This window comes from Lepagella muris (assembly GCF_004793975.1).
In the GTDB taxonomy this organism is placed as follows: Bacteria; Bacteroidota; Bacteroidia; order Bacteroidales; family Muribaculaceae; genus Lepagella; species Lepagella muris.
In genome coordinates, this window is sequence record NZ_SRYB01000001.1 from 265,293 (window position 1) to 289,713 (window position 24,421).

The 24,421-nt window shown below is 47.0% G+C and carries 23 protein-coding genes; 16 read left to right on the forward strand and 7 right to left on the reverse strand.

Going from position 1 to position 24,421, the window contains the following annotated elements:
- Nucleotides 1-146 precede the first annotated feature (146 nt).
- The 3 genes from E5331_RS01440 to E5331_RS01450 are packed head-to-tail and all read right to left on the reverse strand — an operon-like array spanning nt 147 to nt 2,108.
- A complete protein-coding gene (locus E5331_RS01440) occupies nt 147-1,421 on the reverse strand; it encodes a PcfJ domain-containing protein (RefSeq protein ID WP_123482710.1) in 1,275 nt (424 codons plus the stop codon).
- Nucleotides 1,422-1,433: 12 nt separating this feature from the next.
- Nucleotides 1,434-1,883, reverse strand: coding sequence for a PcfK-like family protein (locus tag E5331_RS01445; RefSeq protein ID WP_123482711.1), 450 nt, complete (start codon nt 1,881-1,883; stop codon nt 1,434-1,436).
- 12 nt (nt 1,884-1,895) lie between these two features.
- Complete coding sequence (locus tag E5331_RS01450) at nt 1,896-2,108, reverse strand: hypothetical protein (RefSeq protein WP_123482712.1); 213 nt, start codon at nt 2,106-2,108, stop codon at nt 1,896-1,898.
- A gap of 784 nt (nt 2,109-2,892) precedes the next feature.
- Between E5331_RS01450 and E5331_RS01455 the strand changes: the two genes are divergently transcribed.
- Nucleotides 2,893-4,530: an RNA-binding domain-containing protein gene (locus tag E5331_RS01455; protein WP_123482713.1), complete on the forward strand. Its 1,638-nt coding sequence runs from the start codon at nt 2,893-2,895 to the stop codon at nt 4,528-4,530.
- A gap of 241 nt (nt 4,531-4,771) precedes the next feature.
- Complete coding sequence (locus E5331_RS20195; protein WP_123482714.1) at nt 4,772-4,951, forward strand: hypothetical protein; 180 nt, start codon at nt 4,772-4,774, stop codon at nt 4,949-4,951.
- Between the two features lie 188 nt (nt 4,952-5,139).
- Here E5331_RS20195 and E5331_RS01460 read toward each other — a convergent pair whose 3' ends face one another.
- Genes E5331_RS01460 through E5331_RS01470 form a run of 3 tightly spaced genes read right to left on the reverse strand, consistent with a single transcriptional unit; the run spans nt 5,140 to nt 5,879 of the window.
- Nucleotides 5,140-5,376 carry a hypothetical protein gene (locus E5331_RS01460; protein ID WP_123482715.1) on the reverse strand — a complete coding sequence of 79 codons (237 nt, stop codon included), beginning with the start codon at nt 5,374-5,376 and terminating at the stop codon, nt 5,140-5,142.
- On the reverse strand, nt 5,369-5,749 hold the full coding sequence (locus E5331_RS01465; protein WP_123482716.1) for a WG repeat-containing protein: 381 nt from the start codon (nt 5,747-5,749) through the stop codon (nt 5,369-5,371). The genes E5331_RS01460 and E5331_RS01465 overlap by 8 nt, the downstream gene beginning before the upstream one ends.
- Nucleotides 5,736-5,879 carry a hypothetical protein gene (locus E5331_RS01470; protein ID WP_169477664.1) on the reverse strand — a complete coding sequence of 48 codons (144 nt, stop codon included), beginning with the start codon at nt 5,877-5,879 and terminating at the stop codon, nt 5,736-5,738. The genes E5331_RS01465 and E5331_RS01470 overlap by 14 nt, the downstream gene beginning before the upstream one ends.
- A 505-nt stretch (nt 5,880-6,384) precedes the next feature.
- Here E5331_RS01470 and E5331_RS01475 point away from each other — a divergent pair.
- Together E5331_RS01475 and E5331_RS01480 are read left to right on the forward strand one after the other, a co-directional pair.
- On the forward strand, nt 6,385-7,851 hold the full coding sequence (locus E5331_RS01475; RefSeq protein ID WP_135986153.1) for an RNA-binding domain-containing protein: 1,467 nt from the start codon (nt 6,385-6,387) through the stop codon (nt 7,849-7,851).
- Nucleotides 7,852-8,399: 548 nt separating this feature from the next.
- Nucleotides 8,400-8,924, forward strand: coding sequence for a hypothetical protein (locus tag E5331_RS01480; RefSeq protein WP_123482719.1), 525 nt, complete (start codon nt 8,400-8,402; stop codon nt 8,922-8,924).
- 85 nt (nt 8,925-9,009) lie between these two features.
- Here the strand turns inward: E5331_RS01480 and E5331_RS01485 are convergent, their stop codons facing one another.
- Entirely contained in the window at nt 9,010-9,924 is a 915-nt protein-coding gene (locus E5331_RS01485) for a cation diffusion facilitator family transporter (RefSeq protein ID WP_123482720.1), read from the reverse strand.
- Between the two features lie 447 nt (nt 9,925-10,371).
- Between E5331_RS01485 and E5331_RS01490 the strand changes: the two genes are divergently transcribed.
- The 12 genes from E5331_RS01490 to E5331_RS01540 all read left to right on the forward strand — a co-directional run bounded on the left by E5331_RS01490 (nt 10,372) and on the right by E5331_RS01540 (nt 24,047).
- The gene (locus tag E5331_RS01490; RefSeq protein WP_135986155.1) at nt 10,372-12,828 is read left to right on the forward strand and encodes an FAD-dependent oxidoreductase; all 2,457 of its coding nucleotides are present in this window, start codon (nt 10,372-10,374) and stop codon (nt 12,826-12,828) included.
- Nucleotides 12,829-12,879: 51 nt separating this feature from the next.
- Nucleotides 12,880-13,245, forward strand: coding sequence for a MarR family transcriptional regulator (locus E5331_RS01495; protein WP_123482068.1), 366 nt, complete (start codon nt 12,880-12,882; stop codon nt 13,243-13,245).
- A gap of 143 nt (nt 13,246-13,388) precedes the next feature.
- Complete coding sequence (locus tag E5331_RS20200; RefSeq protein ID WP_135986156.1) at nt 13,389-13,682, forward strand: hypothetical protein; 294 nt, start codon at nt 13,389-13,391, stop codon at nt 13,680-13,682.
- A 154-nt stretch (nt 13,683-13,836) separates the two neighbouring features.
- Nucleotides 13,837-14,877 carry a CNNM domain-containing protein gene (locus E5331_RS01500; RefSeq protein WP_123482070.1) on the forward strand — a complete coding sequence of 347 codons (1,041 nt, stop codon included), beginning with the start codon at nt 13,837-13,839 and terminating at the stop codon, nt 14,875-14,877.
- A gap of 109 nt (nt 14,878-14,986) precedes the next feature.
- Nucleotides 14,987-16,204, forward strand: a complete 1,218-nt coding sequence (locus E5331_RS01505) for a tyrosine-type recombinase/integrase (protein ID WP_123482071.1) — start codon at nt 14,987-14,989, stop codon at nt 16,202-16,204.
- Between the two features lie 787 nt (nt 16,205-16,991).
- Complete coding sequence (locus tag E5331_RS01510) at nt 16,992-18,530, forward strand: hypothetical protein (RefSeq protein WP_135986160.1); 1,539 nt, start codon at nt 16,992-16,994, stop codon at nt 18,528-18,530.
- Nucleotides 18,531-18,811: 281 nt separating this feature from the next.
- Nucleotides 18,812-20,245, forward strand: a complete 1,434-nt coding sequence (locus tag E5331_RS01515; protein WP_123482073.1) for a lipopolysaccharide biosynthesis protein — start codon at nt 18,812-18,814, stop codon at nt 20,243-20,245.
- A gap of 12 nt (nt 20,246-20,257) precedes the next feature.
- The gene (locus tag E5331_RS01520; RefSeq protein WP_135986162.1) at nt 20,258-21,370 is read left to right on the forward strand and encodes a DegT/DnrJ/EryC1/StrS family aminotransferase; all 1,113 of its coding nucleotides are present in this window, start codon (nt 20,258-20,260) and stop codon (nt 21,368-21,370) included.
- On the forward strand, nt 21,367-22,002 hold the full coding sequence (locus E5331_RS01525; RefSeq protein ID WP_135986164.1) for a NeuD/PglB/VioB family sugar acetyltransferase: 636 nt from the start codon (nt 21,367-21,369) through the stop codon (nt 22,000-22,002). Before E5331_RS01520 ends, E5331_RS01525 begins: the two co-directional genes overlap by 4 nt.
- Before the next feature lies 1 nt (nt 22,003).
- Nucleotides 22,004-22,231 carry an acyl carrier protein gene (locus E5331_RS01530; protein WP_135986166.1) on the forward strand — a complete coding sequence of 76 codons (228 nt, stop codon included), beginning with the start codon at nt 22,004-22,006 and terminating at the stop codon, nt 22,229-22,231.
- A complete protein-coding gene (locus E5331_RS01535; protein ID WP_135986168.1) occupies nt 22,231-23,289 on the forward strand; it encodes a 3-oxoacyl-ACP synthase III family protein in 1,059 nt (352 codons plus the stop codon). The genes E5331_RS01530 and E5331_RS01535 overlap by 1 nt, the downstream gene beginning before the upstream one ends.
- Complete coding sequence (locus tag E5331_RS01540; RefSeq protein ID WP_123482078.1) at nt 23,286-24,047, forward strand: SDR family NAD(P)-dependent oxidoreductase; 762 nt, start codon at nt 23,286-23,288, stop codon at nt 24,045-24,047. Before E5331_RS01535 ends, E5331_RS01540 begins: the two co-directional genes overlap by 4 nt.
- Nucleotides 24,048-24,421: the final 374 nt, after the last annotated feature.

Below are 24,421 nucleotides of genomic sequence, written 5' to 3' on the forward strand. Positions count from 1 at the left end.
TTTTTATATTGCAAAATTACGAAAAATCGCTGAATTTCGGAACGAATTACCTGCACAACGCCGCCTTTTGGCGGCCGAAATTTTTGGCAAAATGAAGGTGACGGAGGTCTTATACTCCGCCACCTTCATCGCTGATATGGCACTGGCTATGCTCTCTTTCTCTCTGCTATCATCTTCTTGTTGGCGTTGATGATACCTGCTATCTGCTCGGTGTACTCACATATTCCGTTGGCGAAGGCTCGGCATTGGATTATGTGGTAGTCGTCAAGCGAGATTTCTATGGTGGCTATCTGCTTGTTGCCGATGTAGGCGGTGAGGGTCAGCGTACTTTCTTTAAGAAAATATTTGGCTGTACCGCAACATATAGATTGACTTTCACCGATTTTATAGTAGTCGTCGATAGTGTCGATTGAGTGGATTTCAATCTCTCCGTCAGTCATTTCCATTCCGAAGTAGCGGGATTTGAGTTCCTCGAACTTGGCTTTATCCTTGATGGCTTGCTGACGTTCTTTCTCTCTCTGCTCCTTGATGTGCTGGCGGTTGACCTTAGCCACATATATGTCATGGGCTACTTTGAGGTCATTGGGTGCTATCAGCGAGGGAGAATTGAGGTCTCTGCCCATACGCTCCAACATCTTGATGTAGTCAAACCACATCTGCGGGTCTTTAACCTTGTAGCCGTTGCGCTTGGCTATCTTAATGGTATTCCAATACTTGTCAATGTCTGACTTATTGGCTGGTCTTGCACAAAGGTATCGTAACAATCCTATCTCGTTGGCTTTCATCAGTGTCTCGGCTTTTGGGTTGGTCAACAACTCTTGGAACATAGTCACGGGGTGGATATGGTGGACTGAGTTCTTGAACCCGTTGCGCTTTATGGTGTCAGTGACCTTGATGCGTGGATATACCCATTGGTCTGAAACGTACATATAGGCGTCTCCATCATTTCTGATTTCAAGTGGTGCGCTGAATGCAAAAGTATCAACATAGCAACCGAGAGTACGAGGGATAGCGACAACGGTCTTATTGCCTTTGGAGTCAATGAAATACTGTCCGATTTCAAGATAGGCGGGTTTCACTTTCATGCCCTTGCGCATTTCAACCATCATCAGGAACATTCTGATTACCTGATAGTCTTCGATGGTGGTGATTACGTTGAAATAGGACTTTTCGCGGATAACACGCTCTTTTGTATCCTTGATTTCAATCTGAGTGCCACATTCGGGGCATAGGCACGTTCCGTTTCGGGTTTCCAGCCACTCATGACCGCATTTCATACAGGTACACATTCCGTTCTTCAACCGATAGCCATAGTGATTGATGGTGGAGTTGAGTGCCCAGTTCATTTGGGGAGTGGTGAGCGGGCGCAGTCGCCCACTCAGTTCCACTATATGCTGTTGCTTCTTATTGCGAGGTTTCATATCCTTGGAGTTTTAGAAGTCGAAAAGATTGGGTTGAACATTGATTTCTGCTCCGGCTTTGGGAGCGGTGGCGGTCGGCTTGGGTTGAGCCTTCGGAGCTGACTGCCGTCTGATTTCTCGGAGTTGCTCCTCCTTGTATTGCTCCATAGCCTGCTCTTTGAGTTCGGCTTTGTCCTCATCGGAGAGTTCCGGCTTGGATACCACGATGTTGCAGTTGACTTTTCCGCCTTCCTCAATCTCATTCTCGTCGAAGTAATGAACCAATACGTTCATCACGGTAGCGTCATCGACACAGCACAGACCGCTCTTCTGAATTTGTCCGCACAGATAGTTTACTGCGCCTTCCATACTCTTGGACGGGTTCGCCATCTTGATAGCGAATGTGGGTTCTGCGATGCAACGCTCTTGGAGCATCTGCTGCATAGCTGCGATTGCAGCGTTGTTGGATTTCATAGTAGCCATATCAGTGTTATATTAAAGGGTGAATAACCAAAAGATTATCATTATTGCGGTTATAATGGATATTACCCAGCCCGCACCTCGGATTACAGGTCTGACCATCGCCCACACCAGAGTTCCGATTATTGCTCCGACGATGATAGCCGCCACCTTTGCAACCTTTTTTATTTGGTTGAACCTGAGGCTTTGAGCTTCGCTTTGACCTTTTATGTGGCTGTTTGTTTTCATCGTTGCGACTTTTTTTTATTTGTATATCACCATCGGTTTTCGCTTGCTTGACACCTCAAAGGCGTGTGGTGAACAGAGGGGATGTTCGCCCTTTGACGGAAAAATACGAGTGCAAAATGAAGTATTCGCCGGAGCTTACGGAGGCAAATACCATTTTGTGTCTGGAGATTTTTCAGTCAAAAGGCAAAAGAATATCCCCGGCACCACACGTTAACCATTGGCAAGCAAGTTAAAATCGCTGTTGATTAGACAATAACAGGAGCCACGACTCCGGCACGGTGAAAACATACGGCTACATAATCACTATGAAAATTTCGTAATATTTAAATGTCTGTAAATAGAATTGTCCAGTCCCGGAAAGGCGAGTCTGTGATATGACGACAACGCAGGAAGGCGGCACATCACTGTCTCGGCCCGTGGACTGCTGCTAACGGAGAGTGGCGCAACGGCTCAAATAACGAACGATGGAGGCGGCGTAAGAACACGGAGTGGCTGATAGACTTTGCAGGTACAGCGAAGCAACCTGCTCAGGCTATCAGCCACTCGGTGTTTAGCCGACTCTTCAATTCTGATAATGCGGTCAGCGGTAGTGCCGGACTCGATCCAAACGCCGCTGACGGCATTGCCCAATACCTGCGATGCCTCGCTTGCGATTGCCAAAGTCGAGCCGTTGCGCTTATCGCAGTTTAGAATCGAATAATCCTACCGATTTGTAAGTGCCTGATTTTCGTAGTCTGTATGTCAGAAAAATTTCGTAAATTTGCATTATAAAAGTGCAATAGACATGGATACGCCTTCATCTTTCAGCCTTGAATTGCTGACAACATATAAAGAGAATTCCTTGCTTGAGGTCAAATCGGCCCGTGGCGGTCTGCCCAACTCTTTGTGGGAGTCTTATTCCGCTTTTGCAAATAGCGAGGGCGGTATAATTGTGCTTGGTGTAAAAGAAAACGCTAAGGATGGTTCGCTTTACGTCGAGGGTCTTGATGACGTGCATAAGTTGATGAAGGATTTCTGGAACATGGTGAACAACCGGCAGAAAGTCAGTTGTAACATACTGACTGACTCAATGGCTGTTCTTGACAAGATTGAAGGGAAAGATGTGATTGTAATACGCGTGCCACGAGCTGAGCGCACTTCACGTCCGGTATATGTCGGTTCTGATCCACGCACAGGAACTTATCGCCGCAACTTCGAGGGCGATTATCATTGCTCAATTGATGAGGTTTCGCTGATGATTCGCGATTCTGCATTGGTGACGGATGACAATAAACTGCTGACCGATATTGATGTGTCGGTATTCTGTCCAGATACGGTAAAATCATATCGCAATATATTCAAACTCATTCGCCAAAACCATTTATGGAATAAAGAGGATGACGCGATGTTTCTGCGTCGTATCGGTGCCGTGCGTGAGGATAAGGATACCGGAAAGTTTCATCCGACCGTGGCAGGACTTCTTATGTTTGGCTACGAATATGAGATAACCGCAGTATTCCCCAACTATTTCCTCGATTATCAGGAAAACCGCACCAATGGCATCTATGCCCGCTGGACTGACCGCATAACATCGCAGTCAGGTGACTGGAGCGGAAATGTGTTTGACTTTCTTCTGAGAGTAATTCCCAAGTTGCAGGCTGATTTGAAAGTGCCCTTCATGTTCAAAGGCAATCATCTGGATGAAGACACTCCATTGCACAAGACGGTGCGCGAGGCAACCGTAAACATGCTTGCTAACGCGGACTTTTACGGTCGTCGCGGCGTGGTTGTGCAGAAAGGAGTCGACGGTTTCAGATTCGCTAATCCCGGCAGTATGCGTGTGTCGCTTACCGAAGCGATACAGGACAGCGCATCAGACCCACGCAACGGAGTGATGATGAAAATGCTTGCTATGGTAAAATACGGCGAGCGCGCCGGCAGTGGTCTTCAAGGTATTTTCAAGACGTGGCAGAGCGTGTATCACTGTGCGCCCAAACTGGAAGTGACTACCTCCGGAGGTGTTGACCGCACAACTCTTACCCTCGGCTTTGAAGGTCACCAGCCCGACATCGAGGCTATGAAACTTCTCTATGATAACCCGGATGAGCTTATTGAGGTAAGTGATACGCCGGAAAGTAAGGGAGAAAGCAAGGGAGAAAGTAATGGAGAAACAAACTATATTACCAAAAACACAGGACAAAGTAAGGGAGAAGGCATAAGTGTCGAACCCAATCCCTTACATAGTAATGGAGAAAGTAACAGAATAAGAGTTATCAGACTTTTATCGGACAATGGAAATCTCACGCTTCCTGAAATTGCAGATAAACTTCAGCTATCTCTTGGCGGAGTTGAAAAAATCGTAAGACAGTTAAAGAAGGAAGGCAAACTGTCACGAGAAGGTTCTACCAAAGCCGGGAAATGGATTGTGAAACTTGAAGATTAGTAGAATCTCGATAATGATTTTTAACACCGGAAGTGTTGGATAATCGATGAAAAATCAGTAATTTTGCTCTCAGTCATGTCCCACATGGCGTAAGAACATTGAAATCTGTAGGAGTAGAGATAGGGAACGTACCCTGAATACTCTCGGACTAAATGACTGATGGATACGATACTTAATTTATAGTCCCATTGTCCAAGTGGGACCACGAGGACGGTAGAAATACCGTCCTTTTTTTGTATCTATGGGTCAGCGTAACGGTCATACCTCGGAGGAAATGCAGAAGTTGCTGATAAATCGTGAACGAGAGTTCTTCACCGGTAACAAGTATGAGCAGGACAGCATAAAACGGAACATCCGCTATTGGGAACACGAACGTGGCTTAGACAAATTGTTCCTCTACTGCGACCCAACAGAAGAATAACCCAACTCAATGCGCCCTGACAAATCCAACCTATTTGTCGGGGTACATTATTATAATACAATATCAAGGGAATGCTTATGATTTACTCCGAGAGTCTGGTTATGTTTTTTCGTCTGGATGGATTGAGACCTTAAACTCAAGTATCGGAAGCGAACTTAGCCTAATGGGGATAAAACGCCCAATAATAATTAATCAAATATCCAATCACCTCCATTCTCACGAATGTGTTTTAGTTCAGATTTAGCATCCCAAGGGTCTGGATCATAGGGCTCATCATAATCAGGAGAAGATGTTAATTCTATTGGTTTGTTTGGACTTAATTCAGAAATAGGTATTTGAGCTTTATCCCCATATTTTTCGACAATGACATAGTTTGAATTATATTCTATTCTTGTATATTCAAATGGAATTAGAATATTATTCATCGAAAACAGCATAGCCTTTCTCCAAAGAGCGCACAGTAAAGCGAGTAGAACATTCAGGAGCTGCAATTCCTTCATACTCTAAAGGTAAAACAAAAGTGCCTTTGCAGTTGATTAGACCGTATTGTAGTCGAAGATAAGGTGAAGCGGATAATTTGTATGAGACAGGAATATAATTGCCGACTCTGACTAACGGCCAATCGCCAGTAAAATCATCTAACACGGTGGAAAATGAAGCCGGGATTACTATGTTCCTTTCATTATCACAAAAACCTATTTTAGTTCCTGTGATAAATGGAATAAGGAATCGTTTGTCTTGCTTAAAATCGTATAGCAGACCGTCAATGATTATTTTGGAAGATTTAATCTTTGGCATATTTGTGTTCTATGACAAGTCGTTTTTCCACTGTCTGACGGACATATTCTTCAGGGGTTTCCTTACGGATAGTGTCGTCTATATAATCCCGAATTTTGCCTTCGGGTGTTACTAATACTGTTTCAGCCATTCAGCTATATGTAAAGAAATCCCAATGAGAGTGCCACAGGCCGACCAAAGCCTATTACCCTCAAAGGAGTTTCATATTATCTTGTTTATGATTTGGTCTATTAAGTGGCAGATGCAGAGCATCTATGAATGCAAAGTTAATACTTTTTTTCTGGCATTTTGTGTATTACGCAGCTATTACTTATCGACATTAGGTATCGTCGTTGTTCTATCTGATAGGTCCCAAAGGAAAATAATGATATAATTATCCTTTTTGCATAGTACAATAACACCGCTTTACTCTCTAATCTGTAATGCATTATGCCCAAGATAACTCAATTTTACATACGTTCAAATTCATTGATGTGAATATTCGGTTTGCTTCGGATAATCGACCTCACGTTAATTACCCGGGATTATGATTTCTTTCGATGATCTCTTCCCATCTTAAAACTTGTAATAGTATTTGGACAACAGAGGATTATTGGAGAAAATTTTGTAATTTTGCATTTTAATAAGCATCAGAAATGACGAAAGAAGAACTGGTCAACAAGCTCAACGATATAGAATGGGAGGATTTCGAGGTTAAAGAGGCTTCGGGTGGTCTCCCTAAATCCATGTGGGAAACGGTTAGCGCGTTTGCCAACACCGCCGGAGGATGGATTGTGCTCGGCGTGAAAGAATCAAAAACAGATTTCGGCTCCGTGTACAAAATCAAGGGTGTGGATAATCCCGAAAAAATGGAGCAAGAGATTATAACCACCTTGCGCTCGCGCACGAAGTTCAATGCCGTCATATCATACAGAACAAGCAAACATGTTATCGAGGGCAAGACTGTACTTGCTTTTGAGATCATGGTATCACCACACAAGCCGGTAGCAATAAAAAGCACAGGAGAGGTATATGTTCGGTCTGGAAGTGGCGATGTGTTAGCGTCAGATTTGGAAGTCGATGCCATTGTTCGCGATGCAGCGTTTGGCTCCCGATCAGAAACAGAAGTAGTGGGTAGTGGATTTGAAGATGTGAACTTAGAATCGTTGGCATCATATCGAAGTTATCTGCGGGATTTCAACCGTTCGCTCTCATACCCTAATCTTAATGATGAGGATTTCTGCAAGAAAATCAATATCGTTTTAGGGTCAGGAAAATTGTCGTATGGCAGTTTGCTGATGTTTGGTAAACGCGATTCCATATTACGGGTTCTCCCAACATTTTGGGTGGACTATATGGAGATACCCGGCGAATCTTACAGCGAAGCGGCGCAACGATATACCTATCGTATGCCGGAACAAGAGAATATTTGGGAGAGTTTTCAATTGATTATGCGCCGATTGCGCAACTTCGTGGATGCGCCATATATTGAGGGACCGGACATATTTGGGACAGAAGATAATTCTCAACTCTTTTGTCTGCGTGAAGGCGTAGTTAATTTTTGCGCCCACTCGGATTATTTCGCTGCGGCCCACCCTACAATCAGAGTGTTTAATGATAAGATTGTAATGCAGAATCCCGGTCGCTTTATTCTTGATGCGACTGAGTTTAGAAGCAGAGTGCTGTCTATGCCACGCAATCCGAGTATCATTAAATTCTTCCGCCACCCCAAACTTTCGGAAAATGCAGGATATGGCATAGACAAGATTATCAGGTGGAAAGAATTAACTGGCTGTGAGGTTAAGTTTAATAGCGATTTGCTTATCTCCACTGTCACGTATCCACTTGCAAAAAACAATTCTCGCCAGACTATGCAATCCAGAAGTGAGAATGAGGAGATAAATGAGGAGATAAATGAGGAGATAAATGAGGAGATAAATGAGGAGATAAAAAAGGTATTAGACTTCATCTCCAAAAATCCAACCATAACCCAGCCCAAAATAGTATTGCAGTTTGGGTATTCAAAAAGCAAGGTAAATCGAATTATCGCTAAGTTACGAGAATTGGGTCTGTTAACTCGCGAGGGGTCAAATAAAACCGGACGATGGGTAGTAAAAAAATAATCTATCAGAACACTTGCTATAAATCGCTTCTGCCATTTCGCCTAAAACAATTCATATGAGTAGACAACATGGTTTGGTTCGGGCAATATATATACCCGTCAAACCATAAACCAATATATATAGCTGGGCAAAAGAGAAAATATAGGCTATGCTACAAAGATGGCTCGATATTTATTTTCTCATTGAACGATTGCATCATGGCGAGGGTAACCGGCTCAAGAGACTTGCCGTGAAATTCAAAGCACCCCATACGTTGTGATAATTTCCACAATTTTCAGGACGTTGTATTATTGATGAGCCATCCTCACTTATTAAGTGATTTAATCCATTGGGCGATTATCTCTAATACCTCTGGAGAAACCCTTTCTTCAATCCCTCCTTGTGTACGGATAACGCACCCACAAGGTCCGGATCCTTGACTTTCTTGTAAATATTACAGAAGTTTCGATTGGAAGTGAGCCAATGACAGTGGAAAACTGAAAATATACCCTTTTGGGTATGGTGCATGATGCATGGTATTTATAATTTTGCATCAGAAAATATAATATATGACACAGCAAGAAATGCATAAGATAAAGGATTGCCGTATTCTTATAATTGGATATGGTAGCCTGTCGGAGTTTATCAGTGACGAATTGCAGAACATCGGATTTTGCCGGATAAGGCGGTCTGATGATCTATCTGACATTGCCGACTTTGATATTGTAATCGTGGTGAATACCGGTCAGCCGACCGCTGCCGTTCCAATATTGTATCCTTTTGATTTCATTGAGGGTGGTGGGGTGATAGTTAGGTTGCCTGGCGATGATATTGGTGTTCCAGATGATGCCGATATGCGGATATGGGCGGCAAGGTATATGAGCGGTTACTGTGCCTTTTGGAATATGGAGGATTGCGAGTGGCTTGTTGCGTCGCTACCACTTATAATGAAAGGGGAGTCATCTGCACAGGCACAACGGACAGCGGCTGTGATTTGTGCTCGGATTTCCGCAAACATTGCAGTCGGAAGGGTTGTGAAACACTTTCCACGATTTTATTTAGCTGATAACCGCTCTCTCCTCTCAATTAAATGAGCTTGTAATAGGTTTCGGCAGGGATAGACACGGACGTGTTCATCATCCGGGGCATATTTGAGGTCGGGCGGATATTTGGCGCGGGTCAGCAGGGACATTCGGTGCTCTCTCCCGACGAGATCTTGGTCTCGGTCTCGATTGTGGAGTGCTTGATACCCATCGACTGCATCTTCTTGCGTATGTCGTTGATTACGTTGTCCATCTCCAAAGGGTCGCTGATGATGACGTGGGTGGTCATCGCTGTCACGGTTGTGCTCAATGGCCAGATATGAAGATGATGCACCGACTTGACCCCCGGAACGTCTGAGATTGCCTGGCGCACCTTCTCATAGTCAATACCGTCGGGAACCGCGTCAAGCGACATGCGCATGCTCTTCTGCAGAAGATCCTTAGTAGACCATCCAACGATTATGGCTATCACAATACCGATGATCGGGTCAATTACGTATAACCCGGTGAAATGAATGATTATACCCGACACGACGACGCCTACCGATACGAGTGCGTCGGCTGCCATGTGGAGAAATGCCCCCTTTGCGTTGAGGTCGCGGTTCTTATCGCGCATGAAGAGCCATGCCGTGATGCCATTCACCACAACGCCTACGCCTGCCACCCAAGCGACGGCATCACCATCGACCGCCTCCGGATGGATCAGTTTAGAGATGCTTTCCACAAGGATTGCCCCGACTGCCACGCAGAGCAGCAGCGCGTTGATCAGTGATGCCTGCACGGTCATCTTCCTGTAGCCATAAGTGTAGCGTTCAGTCGGTTTGCGCTGCGACATCTTGAATGCCACCATGGCAATTATAAGCGTGGCGACGTCGCTGAGGTTATGCCCGGCATCAGATAGTAGCCCCATTGAATTATAAATGAGTCCGTATACCGCTTCCACCACCACGTATGCGGTGTTCAATACGATTCCGAGGATGAATGCTGAATTGAGGTTGCTTACGTCGATATCATGATGATGCTCATGACCGTGGTGATGATGATGTGCCATGTGGTTTATGTTTATTGCTTAAGTAACCAGCCATATTAAAACTATACAATAAAATGGCTAATATTTTGAAGGAAATATGGAAACCCGAAGATGGAGTAATGGGGTTCCATTATGACTGATGAGGGATTTCATAGTTCCTCAAAAGATGGGTATTTTAGTTTCGTTTTAATATGGTTGGTTACTTAATGGTTATAGTGTATGGTTTAATAATATAACGCGTGAATATGAAAAATGACATTGTTGATTGAAAAGATTTTTTTAACATAGAAGTTTAGACAACTTCATATAGATTGAAAATATTCAGATTATTTCAAGAGATAAAAATTTTTTAATCCTTTGTAGTTATATTTCAAAAATTAGTAGTATATTTGCAAATATTTTCTATTGGAAAATATTGAATATGGTAAAATATTATAGAAACAATCTTAAACAAAATAATCTTTGGATATGAAATTCGTCATAATTGGAGGAGTGGCAGGTGGCGCGACCGCTGCGGCAAGAATACGTAGAAACATCGAGCAGGGGGAGATAATCCTTTTTGAAAAGGGTGATTATATCTCTTATGCCAATTGCGGTCTGCCTTATTATATAGGTGGCGTGATTGCGGAGCGCGACAAACTTTTCGTGCAGACGCCCGATGCATTCGGCAAACGGTTTAATATCGACGTACGCACACGTTCGGAGGTGGTCGGAATCGATGTCAGAAATAAGAGCGTCAAAGTGCGTACTGCCGACGGACGTGAATATGAGGAGACGTATGACCGGCTGCTGCTGTCGCCCGGTGCGTCGCCTGTGGTGCCGCCGCTCGCCGGAATAGGAAGCCGAGGCATATTTACGCTGCGTAACGTCAGCGACACCGATAAGATAAAAAGTTACATCGCTTCCAATGACGTGAAGAGAGCCGTGATCGTCGGGGGTGGATTCATAGGTCTGGAGATGGCAGAGAACCTGAAATATGCCGGAATCGACGTGTCGGTCGTGGAGATGGCAAATCAAGTGATGGGTCCGATCGATTATTCAATGGCGGCAATCGTGCATCAGCATCTGCAACAGAAAGGGGTAGGGCTCTATCTCGAACAGGCTGTTGAATCGTTTGTCGAGAGGGGTGGTACTCTCGACGTCAACTTCAAGTCGGGCATTACGCTGAATACGGATATGGTGATTCTATCCATAGGGGTACGTGCGGAGACGCGTCTTGCTGCAGATGCCGGATTGAAGTTGGGCGAGATGAGAGGGATATACGTGGATGAATACCTTCAGACTTCCGAGCCGGGGGTATATGCCGTAGGGGATGCCATAGAATATCCTCATCCGATCACCGGGAAACCGTGGCTCAATTTCCTCGCCGGACCAGCCAACCGTCAGGCGCGTATCGTGGCGGACAATATGACATTTGGTAACCACGTGAAATATGAAGGCTCTATCGGCACTTCGATAGCGAAGGTGTTTGACCTGACGGTAGCCGCTACCGGACTCCCTGCAAAACGGTTGAAGATGATGGGTATGCCTTACGCATCAGCCACGATACATCCCAACTCCCATGCCGGATACTATCCCGGTGCGATGCCGATGAGCATAAAAGTGACCTTCTCGCCGAAGGATGGCAGGCTTTACGGCGCACAGATTGTAGGTTATGACGGAGTTGACAAGCGTGTGGATGAATTTGCACTCGTAATCAAGAAGGGAGGCACCGTGCGCGACCTTACCGAGATAGAGCATGCCTACGCGCCGCCGTTCTCAGCAGCGAAAGACCCGGTGGCTCTTGCCGGATACGTGGCGGGGAACATTCTCCAAGGGAAGATGCAGCCTATCTATTGGCGCGAGCTTAGGGATGCCGACCTCTCGAACGTGACTCTTATCGATGTGCGTACCCCCGATGAATATGCGTTGGGGAATCTGAAGGGATCTGTCAATATTCCGCTTGACGAGATGCGCGACCGACTCAGCGAGATTCCTACGGATCGTCCGGTGTATCTATATTGCGGTGTAGGTCTTCGCGGTTATCTTGCATCCAATATATTGAAGGGTAACGGATTCAAGGATGTGAGGAATCTGATAGGTGGATTGAAGACTTATCGTGCCGCCACTGCCCCGATAGCAGCTCCCTCCGATAATGGTGGACCGCGTGGGGGTAAGTTGCAGGAGGCTGACGGAGGTGCTGCGGCTGTAGTTCATGAGACTATGAAGGTGGATGCTTGCGGATTGCAGTGCCCCGGACCGATATTGAAGATGAAGAATACGATGGACGGACTCAGTGTGGGGGAACGTATTGAGGTGACGGCTACAGATGCCGGATTCCCGATAGATGCCGAATCATGGTGCCGCACCACTGGCAACCGTCTTATCTCCACATCCTCAAAGGCTGGCATATACAACGTGGTCATAGAGAAAGGTGAGCCGCAGAGGGATGGTGTAGAAGGTGCGCGTCCGTCAGGAGATGGCAAGACCTTCATCCTCTTCAGCGATGATCTGGACAAGGCTCTCGCCACGTTTGTGTTGGCAAACGGTGCGGCAGCCACAGGGAAGAGGGTCAGCATATTCTTCACGTTCTGGGGACTCAATGCCATAAAGAAGGAGAATAAACCGAAGGTGGAGAAAGACGTGTTCGGCAAGATGTTCGGGATGATGCTCCCGTCGAGCAGCAGGAAGCTATCCCTCTCCAAGATGAATATGGGTGGTGTCGGTTCGCGTATGATGCGCGGCATAATGAAGAGGAAGGGTATCGAGTCGCTTGAGTCGTTGCGCGAACAAGCGATAGCCAACGGAGTGGAGTTTATAGCCTGTCAGATGTCGATGGACGTGATGGGGGTGAAGAGGGAGGAACTTCTCGACAATGTTGTCATCGGTGGTGTCGCTACCTATATGGATCGTGCAGTCGTTTCAAATGTGAACCTGTTTATCTGAACTGTTTGAGAGTAAGGATTTGCATGAGTGGAAACTAAAAGTATTTTATGAATGGAAAAGATTTCATGTATATGTAAGATGCGTCAGCTTTATCAGGCAATTTGCCGTCTGGAGACTGACCTTGTGGAATTATATGGCGTGACCCTTAACGAGGCGATGGTTATGTGCTGCATCGGACATGAGCAACCGGCGGCGAAGGAGATTGCTCAGAGCGTAGGTATGAAGGTGTCGCATCTGTCGAAGGTGTTGCGTTCGATTGAGGAGAAGGGTTTTGTCAATAGAGAATTCGGAGATGCCGACCGGCGGTTGATGTGTTTTTCATTGACGGAACCTGCGCTATCGTTGCTTGGCAGGATAAGGTGCGATGGGTTGCCGGTGCCGGAATTACTGAGAGATTTTTTTGCGGAACATCACTGAATGTGTGTCATTGAGAGGCGGGTGCAGATGTATTTGAAACTGCACCCGCTGATTTTTTGAATATTACTTAATCCAAGAGGAAGTTTAAATAACTTCATATTGAACAAATTGATAAAAATATTGTTTTTTTATAAAAAAAACTAATGCGAAGAATACTGCCCATAATACTAACGATGGTCATGTCGATATTTACTATCGGTGCAGATTGCTGTGGCATAAGCGAGATGTCGGCTGATGATATAGAAAGTGAGTGTTGCATCTGCATTGACCTTCCGCAAAGACAGAGTATCCGGAAAACGGTGATGTCAAGCTCCGCATACGGGTTGAAAGAGGGGTTAAGTGTCTCTTTACAGTTTAGCGGTGCGGAATTAAGCCATATCGTGCCGCGATATTCCAATTACACAAAACATAAGCGTTTTTGTGTGTATCGGTTATAATGCCATCCCTGCTTATTAGGTCAGATGCTGAATGTCATGCCGTCTGCCTTTGCTTATTGAAATGATTTAAATCAAAATAAAAATATACATTAAAAGACACATTTAAAAGATGTCATTGGTATTTGGCATCCATTTATCAAAATAAAATTAAATCATGGGATTATTATTGATTTACCTTATAGGAGCGTTGTCGCTCTCATTTTTATGTTCTGTTCTTGAGGCGGTGCTCCTTTCCACACCGATGTCATACATAAGTACTCTTGAGATGAAAAATCCACGTCTCGCGTCACTTATGAAACGCTACAAGTCGAATATTGACCGACCTGTGTCGGCAATTCTTTCCCTCAACACTATAGCCCATACGATCGGTGCGGCAGGTGTTGGAGCGCAGGCGATCGAGTTATGGGGTGAGGCTGTTTTCGGTATCGTCTCTGCGGTGATGACATTTCTTATCCTTGTGCTTTCTGAAATTATCCCCAAGACTATCGGGGCATTCTATTGGCGTGATCTTGCGTTGAAGAGCACAGCTGTAATCCGTGTGCTTATCATCATTACCTATCCGTTGGTATGGCTGTCGGAACTCATCACCCGCTGGCTGACGCCAAAGGATGCGCCGGCATCAGTGAGCCGCGATGAAGTGTCGGCCATGGTCAGCCTCGGAGTGGAGGAGGGTGTCTTCAAAGCTAAGGAATCAAAGGCGATACAGAGTCTTATACATCTTGAAAGTGTTAAGGCTGCCGATATAATGACACCGCAGATAGTGGTGGAATCGGCAAACGCGTCAATGACGTGCCGCGAGATGTATGATGACAGACGTTTTACAAAGTCGCGGATTCCCGTTTATGACAGCGATGACGATTTCATCTCCGGTTACGTCCTCCGCAATGATGTGCTTGAAAAAGTGTCGGCAGACGACTTCGGATGTGTCCTTGACAGCCTGAAGCGGGAGATACTGCAATTTAAGGAGAATGAACCCGTGTCGAATATCTGGGAGCAGATGCTTGTGACAAAAGAACATATAGTGGCGATTACCGACGGCTACAGTTGCCTGCGGGGAATAATAACGATGGAAGACATAATAGAGACTATGCTTGGCATTGAGATTGTTGATGAGAATGAAAGTATTGTCGACATGCAGCTTTATGCTGTACAGTGCGCACAGGAGATGAGGAAGAGTCGGGAGACAAAGAGATAGGTCTGCTGTCGGTATGGTGTGATTGTGCCTTGTTTCCGGCTGCATATATTTGCAGTGAGAATATATGGCGGTTCCGATAGACTGACCGCATCATGAAAATAAGGAAACAATGGCAACTATCAAGATTAAGATCAGATTCTCTAATGCCGGCACCAGTGCCGGACGTGTTGTGTATCAGGTGATCCATCGCCGGGTGATACGTCGTATCGCATCCGGAATATCAGTAAGGAAAGATATGTGGGAGGAGGCGACATCTCGCGTAGTGATGCCCCCGGATGCCATTGGCGATCTCGCCGTGGCAAACGAGATGAGAATCGCCAACACCCGCATCGATGAGGACATGGAGGCGATTCGTAGCATAATCGACGGGTTGGAGGGGAGATACGGCGGGTATTCCGCAGATGACATTGTGGATGCCTTTCAGGCTCAGATAACCCCCATCCCTTTCCCCGACTTCATGGAGGAGGAGATATATCTAAAGGAGAAGAGCGGGAAGATGGGCACCGTGCGCACATATACCTCCGCGTTACGACGCTTGCGTGCTTTTGCCGCCGAGACGGGCTACGACATCAACATCATCACTGCCGATCTTATGGAGGAATACGAGTCGTGGCTCAGTCAGCGTGGCGTGGTCAACAATTCCATATCATTCTATATGCGGGCGTTGAGGGCAGTCTACTCCCGTATGGTGAAGACAGGTATGGTGCGCGAATGTCACCCCTTCGCCAACGTCTACACAGGGATTGCTAAGACGCGAAAACGTGCCATATCCGAGACCGACCTGCGGAAAGTGAGGATGCTTAATCTATCGGGCGACAACGCGCTGGAGATGGTGCGCGACATGTTTCTGCTCAGTTTCTATATGATGGGGATATCCTTCGTAGACATGGCATTCCTGAAAAAGACGGATATGCGTAATGAGGTGATAAGCTATTGCCGCGCCAAGACGGGGCAGAGCATCAACATCGGCGTCAACGCGAAGATACTCCACATGCTCGACAAGCATCCTTCGGCTACGGATTCTCCATATCTTCTACCAATCATCAGTGACCCGAAGGGCGACACGCGTAAGCAGTATCTCAACGCTTTGCGCGAGTTTAACAAGAAACTGAAGAAGATAGGGGAGAGGATAGGGCTTGCCGATAAGTTGACCACCTACACCAGCCGCCATTCATGGGCATCGATAGCACGCACGCGAAACGTGGAGCTGAGTGTGATCAGTGACGCGCTCGGTCATCAGAGCGAGGCGACCACGCGCATCTACCTGGCTACGCTTGACACCGGACGTATCTCACGTGCCAACGACATCATCCTGCGCGGCTTCTGACAGCCACACCACCACAGAAACGCGGAGAGCACAAAGTTTTTTAATTCCTTTGTGCTCTCCGCGTTCTTTGTGGTGAGTTTAACCGCAGAGAACACAGAGAGCGCAGAGAAATTATAAAAAACTCCGTGCTCTCCGCGTTCTTTGTGGTGTAAAATCCACAAATGTTTGCCATTTTTGCCCGTCTCTAACTTAGAGTGGGGTATTGTGATTTAAATAACTGATAATTAAAATATTAAAAATTTATAAGTGCAACAAATGGTCAACAATTAAGGGAAATGGTCAACAAATTATGTACTTTTTCACGTCATATTTTTACTCTCAACGTTATTCTGATATTTTATATACCAACCCCTATATTCAGTCGAATAAATTCATGAGATTTAATTAATATTATTTTCTCATTAAGAAGATATGTCATTAATCATCAAATAAATAAGCAATAATAAATCAAAATTCACATAAATTCCAAATATAGGTTAATAAAAATTTTTGATTAAAATAAAATTTGTTCATATCAGCAGATTTTATTAATTTTGCCATGTAATGCCCCACTCTAAGTTAGAGAAGGACTAAGTTTGTATGGGTAATACACTGAAAATGTGTATGTTCTGCCCTCACTATGCCATCGGGAAACCATTTCCCATCGGCAACACATAAAGCATTTGAGAATGAGACCTCACGGTCTGGAACTCTCGGTTTGCCATTATTCTTACGTTGGACAGTTTTACTGAGTCAACGAAAGGAAGAGCACTCTTCACTATACCCCCAAGTTACGGATTTTTCTACTGTGAACTTATTGGAATATATAAGGTTGCAGAACGATGAGCTGAAAAAGTCCTCGTCACGTACAACGCAGGAAAAGACCGCTCAGTTTGTGACGACAATCTCCGGATATTGTGATGCCGACACCGACTTGCGAATGGCACAGACTACGCCCTTTGTCATGGGTTACGGAAAATCCATAACCGACGGCTCCGGCAAGACCTACAGCCCGACCGTGGCAAACGAATGTGTGGAACGTCTGCGCGGAACCATCCGTAAAGCCATCCGCGACAAGGTAATACCCAATTACGATCCCATCCCCGAAGCACTCGACAGACTGCGCAATGATGTATGGGGTCTTGAAGTGAAAGCCGAGTCACCAGTAAAGATAGATCTCCGGCTGACCGATGCCGTGTTGACCCTGACGCGCAAATTAACTTGGATATTCGCTAACCGCTCCATTGCGGAGCAATCCGACGACCCGCAGCAGCGCCGTCGGCTCCGCGAAGAGACCACCGACGCACGTGCCGTGCTCATCTACCTCTTCAGCCTCTTCTTCTACGGACTCGACATCGAATCCATCCTCCGCCTCAAGACATCAGAACCCTCAGAAAATTCAGAGTGCTTCATCCCGAAATACGGTCGGGCATTGCCGATTCCGGCAGTAGCCCTCTCCCTCGCCCGAATGCACAACGAAGGGAAGATCTGCACCACCGGCGACCGACTCTTCAGCGTAATCAGCGACACAGATACCGACGCGCAGATTGCAGCCAAAGCGAAGCGCATCATGACGCGTGCCTGCAAATGGCTCCGCCGTCAGGAGATACCCCTCGCCACCTATCCCGACACCTTCAGCGAATGGCTCTCACTCGCCGCCGAGACCGGTGCACCGGCAGCAGCCATCGAGACAGCGATACAATGCGCCGTCAGCGGCAAGTTTACCGAGATAGACGAGCAGACATGGCTCGACCTCAACCGTTCGGAACGCAGTGTAGCCACATTCCTCCAGCACAACTGGTACGTACTCTGTAGCTACTCCACCACCTTCCGTGGCGAAAAACTCCGTTCATTCATAGCACGTTCCGGCATCTTCGGCACAGAAACCGAAGCCTACCGCCGACTCTACAACCCCACCGATAACACCGACGAACGCCCCACAGAGACATCCGCCATAAGCCGATTCGTCTTCCTCAAGGCGAACCCCATAGAGGCGATGCTCATCGACAGGCTAAGACGCGACGCCGCACTTCTCCGCGTGAGCCGTACCCGCCAATTCGCAATAGTACCACAACACGAAATCGAGATCTTCCAGGTAGCCCTCCGCGACTTCCGCGACGACGTAGACCTCGTAGACCGCGAGGAATGGATCGCCGCCCACCGTAAAGAATTCGCCAAATCCCAAAAAGTGATAATCCACACCGGACCCTTCAAAGGACGCGAAGCCACCATCATCGACATCAAGACGAAGCAGGGCAGCGAACCCCACTACCTCCTCTCCCTCGCCCACGCCACCTTCACCATCGTCGCGACCCGCACCGCCCTCGCCCTCGACGCCGCCCCGTAGCCCCTAAAAGGGGAGCGAAACCGGGAGCGTCAGCTTCCAGCTTGCGCAAATCCGTGAAGATACCAAAGGATCAACAGCGTAGCCGTTTTGTTTCAAGTGTGAGCGTGAAGCGCGAAAAAAGATAAACCGCAGAGACCACAAAGCTCACGGAGAATTATCTTCACACGAAGAAACAAAAGAATAAAAAGAAATTAATCTACAATAAAATATAATTTCCGATCTTGCCACCTTACCTCCTACTTTAGGGGGTAGGGAGTTTAATCAGATACTCCCCTAAAGTTTTGTCTGAATCGCTGAAAAGAAAGACCCTAAAGGGCACACTCTGGAGCACTCTCGAAAGATTCTCCGTGCAGGGTATAGCATTCGTCGTCATGATTATCATGGCGCGTATACTTACCCCTGAGGACTACGGTCTTGTAGGGATGCTCACGATATTCATAGCCATTTCGCAGTCGCTTGTAAATAGTGGTTTCTCGCAAGCTTTAATCCGGAAACAGGACCGTTCGGAGGTTGACAACTCCACCGTCTTCTACTTCAATATCGGAGTCGGGCTGGTTCTCTATCTCCTCCTCTTCCTCTGTGCTCCGCTTATTGCTCGGTTCTACAACGAGCCGATACTTGTGCCACTCACACGACTTATCTCGGTCAGCGTGCTGATCAATTCCTTTGTCGTCGTGCAGAGAGCATTGCTGACGGTTAGGATAGACTTCAAGACACAGGCAAAGGCTTCATCTGCGGCTGCTGTTGTCTCCGGTGCGGTCGGTATAACGATGGCATACACCGGTTCTGGGGTGTGGTCGATAGTCTGGTATCAGCTGACCAACCTAACCGTTAATGTAGGTCTGCTGTGGATATTATCCCCATGGCGTCCGCAGTGGATATATTCATGGAAGTCTTTCCGTGAACTTTTCTCATTTGGATCTAAACTAGCTTTATCTGGAATTCTTGAGTCTCTCTACCAAAATATATATCTTATGATTATTGGAAAAGTATTCAAGGCATCCGATCTTGGCTATTATACGAGGGCACATCAGTTTGCGGAATTCCCGTCATCAAATGTATCTGGTATAATACAGCGGGTCACGTTCCCGATACTCTGCTCCATACAAGATGATGACGAGCGTCTTCGCAGTGTCTACCGCCGTTTCCTGCGTCTCTCCGCCTTCATCGTGTTCCCACTCATGATAGGGCTTGCGGCAGTGGCGCATCCGTTCATTCTGCTTGTGCTGAAGGAGCAGTGGGAGTTTGCCGCAGTCCTTCTCCAGATAATCTGTCTGGGTATGATGTGGTATCCAATCCATGCCATCAACCTCAATCTACTTCAGGTGAAGGGGAGGAGTGACCTGTTCCTCCGTCTGGAGATAATCAAGAAATGTCTCGGAGTCACCATGATATGCATCACTGTGCCGTTCGGCATAGTCGCCATGTGCTGGGGCTCCGTGGCGAACTCGATAATCGCACTGATAATCAACACCCACTATACGGGTAAACTCATACAGGTGGGCTTCCTGCGCCAGATGCGCGATCTTGTCCCGACACTCCTCTACTCATTCTCGATGGGCGCGGTGGTCTGGGGCGTGGTGCAGTTGGTTCCCGGCAACATGCTGAAACTCATAGCCGGCATACTGTCTGGCATCGTGTACTTCCTGATTGTGACGAGACTCACACGCTCGTCAGACCTGCGCGAGCTCCTTTCATTCGTAAAAACAAAATAATCAGTATAAATTATGGACGGTAACAAGCAGATTACCGTGACTTCTCCGCTACTTCCCGATCTGGAGGAGTTTCACGACATGCTCAGGGAGATCTGGGCAAGCAAGTGGATAACGAACAACGGTTCCTTTCATAAACAGTTGGAGAAGGAACTTGCCGCATATCTCAAGGTGCCATACATCAGTCTCTTCACCAACGGCACGTTGCCCCTTATCACAGCCCTCCAGGCACTGCGCATCACCGGTGAGGTCATAACCACCCCCTACAGCTTTGTAGCCACGACCCACTCACTGTGGTGGAACGGCATCAAGCCGGTGTTTGTTGACGTGGATCCCGCCACCTGCAACCTTGACCCCTCAAAGATAGAGGCGGCAATAACACCGAAGACCACCGCCATCATGCCCGTTCACTGCTACGGCAAGCCGTGCGACACGAAGGCGATACAGGAGATAGCCGACAAGTACGGGCTGAAGGTGATATATGATGCCGCCCATGCCTTCGGAGTGGAGGTAAACGGGGAATCCGTCCTCAATGCCGGCGACATGTCGACACTCTCGTTCCATGCCACAAAGGTCTACAACACGATCGAGGGCGGGGCGATGGTGATGCAGGATGAGGTGACGAAGAAACGCATCGACTATCTGAAGAACTTCGGATTCGCCAACGAGACGACGGTTGTCGCCCCCGGCATCAACTCCAAGATGGACGAGATGCGCTCAGCCTACGGACTCCTCAATCTCCGTCAGGTGGATGCGGCTATAGCCGCCCGTCAGAAAGTAGCCAACGCCTACCGCGAGGCACTGCGCGATGTTGAGGGCATCAGCTTCTTCGACGACATGCCCGGAGTGCGCCACAACTACAGCTATTTCCCGATCTTCATAGATGCGGAGCGGTTCGGCAAGACCCGTGATGCACTCTATCAGGAGATGAAGGAAGCCAACGTTCTCGGACGCCGCTACTTTTATCCCCTCATAAGCGAGTTCAGCACCTACAAGGGGCTTCCATCCGCCACGCGCGAGAATCTCCCTGTTGCACATAAACTTGCTGACACGGTTCTATGTCTTCCGATGCATCATGACCTTTCGGATGCAGATATAGAGAGGGTTCTTAAATTCTTCAGGAAATGAAAAATCTGATTATAATAGGAGCCCGTGGATTCGGGAGGGAAGTCTACAATCTTTATCTGGATTGTAGAAGGAATGATCCGGAATTAGTTTGCAAGGGGTTCCTTGATGACAAAGCGGATGCCTTGGATGGATATGAGGGGTATCCTCAAATAATATCCTCAGTGGAGGATTATGAAGTTCAGGACGATGATGTCTTTGTATGTGCCCTTGGAGATATAAGATATAAAAAGCAATATGTGGAAAAAATACTTGCCAAAGGTGGTGAGTTTATATCCCTCATACATCCGGATGTTCAGATAGGGATGAACACAATGATAGGCAAAGGTTGCATAATACGTACTGCGTGCAGCATAAGCTGCGATATAACGATAGGTGATTATGTGACCATCATGGGTTATTCTGTACTTGGGCATGACTGCAAGGTCAGGGACTGGTCCCATCTTGGTGCATATTCATTCCTCGGAGGATTCTCGGAAGTCGGGGAGATGGTCACGTTGCACCCCGGAGTGCGTCTGCTTCCCCACAAGAAGGTCGGGGACAATTCCATCGTTGGGGCCGGTAGTGTAGTGTTGAGAAATGTTAAACCGGGGATAACCGTATTCGGGGTCCCTGCAAAAAAAATAGAGTATTAATATGGATTTGAACAGTTTTATAGAGAAATTTGCAGAGGCGATTGAATTGGAGGATTCCTCTGTTCTGAGTAGAGATACAGTGTTCCGCACATTGCCGGAATGGGATTCATTGTCCTATCTTTCAGTGATAGCGATGATGGATGAGGAATATGACATCCAGATAGAGAACGCTGATTTCAAGCAACTGCTGACAATAGAGGATCTGGTAAACTATATTTCCAACAGGTAATGGCATTCTCATCATATACAGGTGTGGGTGTGACAGCCCTCGCCGGGGCAGTCCCCCATACCGTCATAGACAATTACAGGTACACTGACTATTTCCCTGCCGATCAGGTCAGGGAAGTGGTTGACAAGGTGGGTATCTACGAGCGTCGTTTCGCAGACAAGGACACGTGCTCCTCCGACCTCTGTTTCGCGGCGGCTCAGAGACTTATTGATGACAACGATATAGACAGGTCGGAGATAGACCTTCTGATATTCATCTCGCAGACCCCCGACTACAGGATGCCTGCCACATCAGTGTTACTTCAGCATCGTCTCGGGTTGCCAAACTCGACGGTTGCGTTTGACATCAACCTTGGATGCTCCGCCTTCATATACGGGCTTAACGTGGTGTATGCACTCATGTCGGGAGGCAACTACCGTAAGGCATTATTGCTTGACGGGGAGACCCGGTCAAAGGTATATTCCCCTAAGGACAGACGTTCGGCATTCCTTTTCGGGGATGGTGGAGTCGCCGCGCTTATAGAGAGGGATGAGAAGTTTGGCAGGAGCTATTTCTCACTGAACTCCGACGGTTCACGCGGAGATCTCATCAAGATAAATGCCGGAGGCTACCGTATGCCGTCATCAGCCGAGACCGTCAAGGAGAAGGTCGTCGATGAGTACGGCAACATCAGGAGTGAGGAGCAGGGCTACATGATGGGGGGCGATGTCTTCAATTTTGTCATACGTGAGATACCTAAGGACATAAAGAAGACCCTTGAATACTCCGGCAAGACTGTGGCAGACTTCAACTACTTCATCTTCCATCAGGCGAACAACTTTATCAACAGCTACCTTGCGAAGAAACTCAAGCTTGACACTGCCAGGATACCCTCCACAATAGAGAAGTATGGCAACACCTCCTCCGTGTCAGTCCCCCTGACCATCGCTGATCAGCTGAAAGGGAAACTTGAAGGGGAGAACACCCTTCTTTTGAGTGCTTTCGGTGTCGGCATGACATGGGCTACGGCTGTGGTTCCATTCGTGAATCTTAATATAAGCGACATAGTTGAGGTATGAATCCATTCTCGTTGGAAGATAAGGTTATAGTAATAACCGGGGCATCCTCAGGCATAGGAAGGCACACCGCCATCTCCTGTAGCCTGCAGGGTGCTTCGGTCATCCTTATAGGTCGTAATCCGGAACGTCTTCAGGAGACATACACATGCCTGTCTGAAGGCAAGAGACACGGCAGTTACGTGTTGGATCTCACGGATGATGCATGTATGTCGGATGTGGTTCAACAGATAAACACGGATTTTGGGCGGATAGACGGGATTGTACATTGTGCCGGCATTTCCGGGACATTGCCATTGAAATTGGCAGACACCGCTGAGATGGAAAGATATTTCTCCAACAATGCCATAGGTGCTGTCAACCTTACAAGGGAACTCTGCAAGGTCGGCAGGTTCTCCAAGGATGGAGGCAGCGTTGTGTTCCTGTCATCTGTCGCTGCACTTACAGGAGATCCCGGGAAAAGTCTGTATGCTATGAGCAAGGGAGCGTTGCTTTCAGGTTGCCGTGCCCTTGCAGCCGAATATGCACGAAGGAAAATCAGATTCAACTGCATATCTCCGGGAGTTATCATAACACCGATAAATGAGAATCTTCCGCATATCAAGGATCCCGAAAAAAGGAAGGCATTGGAGGCGAAGCATCTTCTTGGACTTGGAAAAACAGAGGATGTGGCGAATGCATGCATCTACCTCTTGTCGGATGCATCCCGTTGGATCACAGGACAGAATCTCATCGTTGACGGGGGGTATACAGTGCAATAGTGGTTTCTTTGAATACTTGGGGGTACAAGAAATGATTAAAGGATTTGTCCGATTACTAAAATATCATTAATGGGAAGACTATCGGCCTCGCGTGTAGGTCGCACCCTCCCAAGAGGAGAGGCTAATTTATTAACCTCTTGTATACAAGGTCGCGGAAGAGTTGACAAGAATCATAATTCTTAATATCATGATCAAAATACTTTTATTGATCGTGGCCTTGGTGTAGTGGGCTTTTGGATTAACCAAATCCATAACTGCATTTGAGTAGGCCATTGACGATTACAGAGAAGCAAGAAGCAGGTCATCCTTTAAGAAACTTGCTTGGGAATTCTGCGGAATTCTTTGGGTGGAATTGCTTTTTATACTTAGTTTTA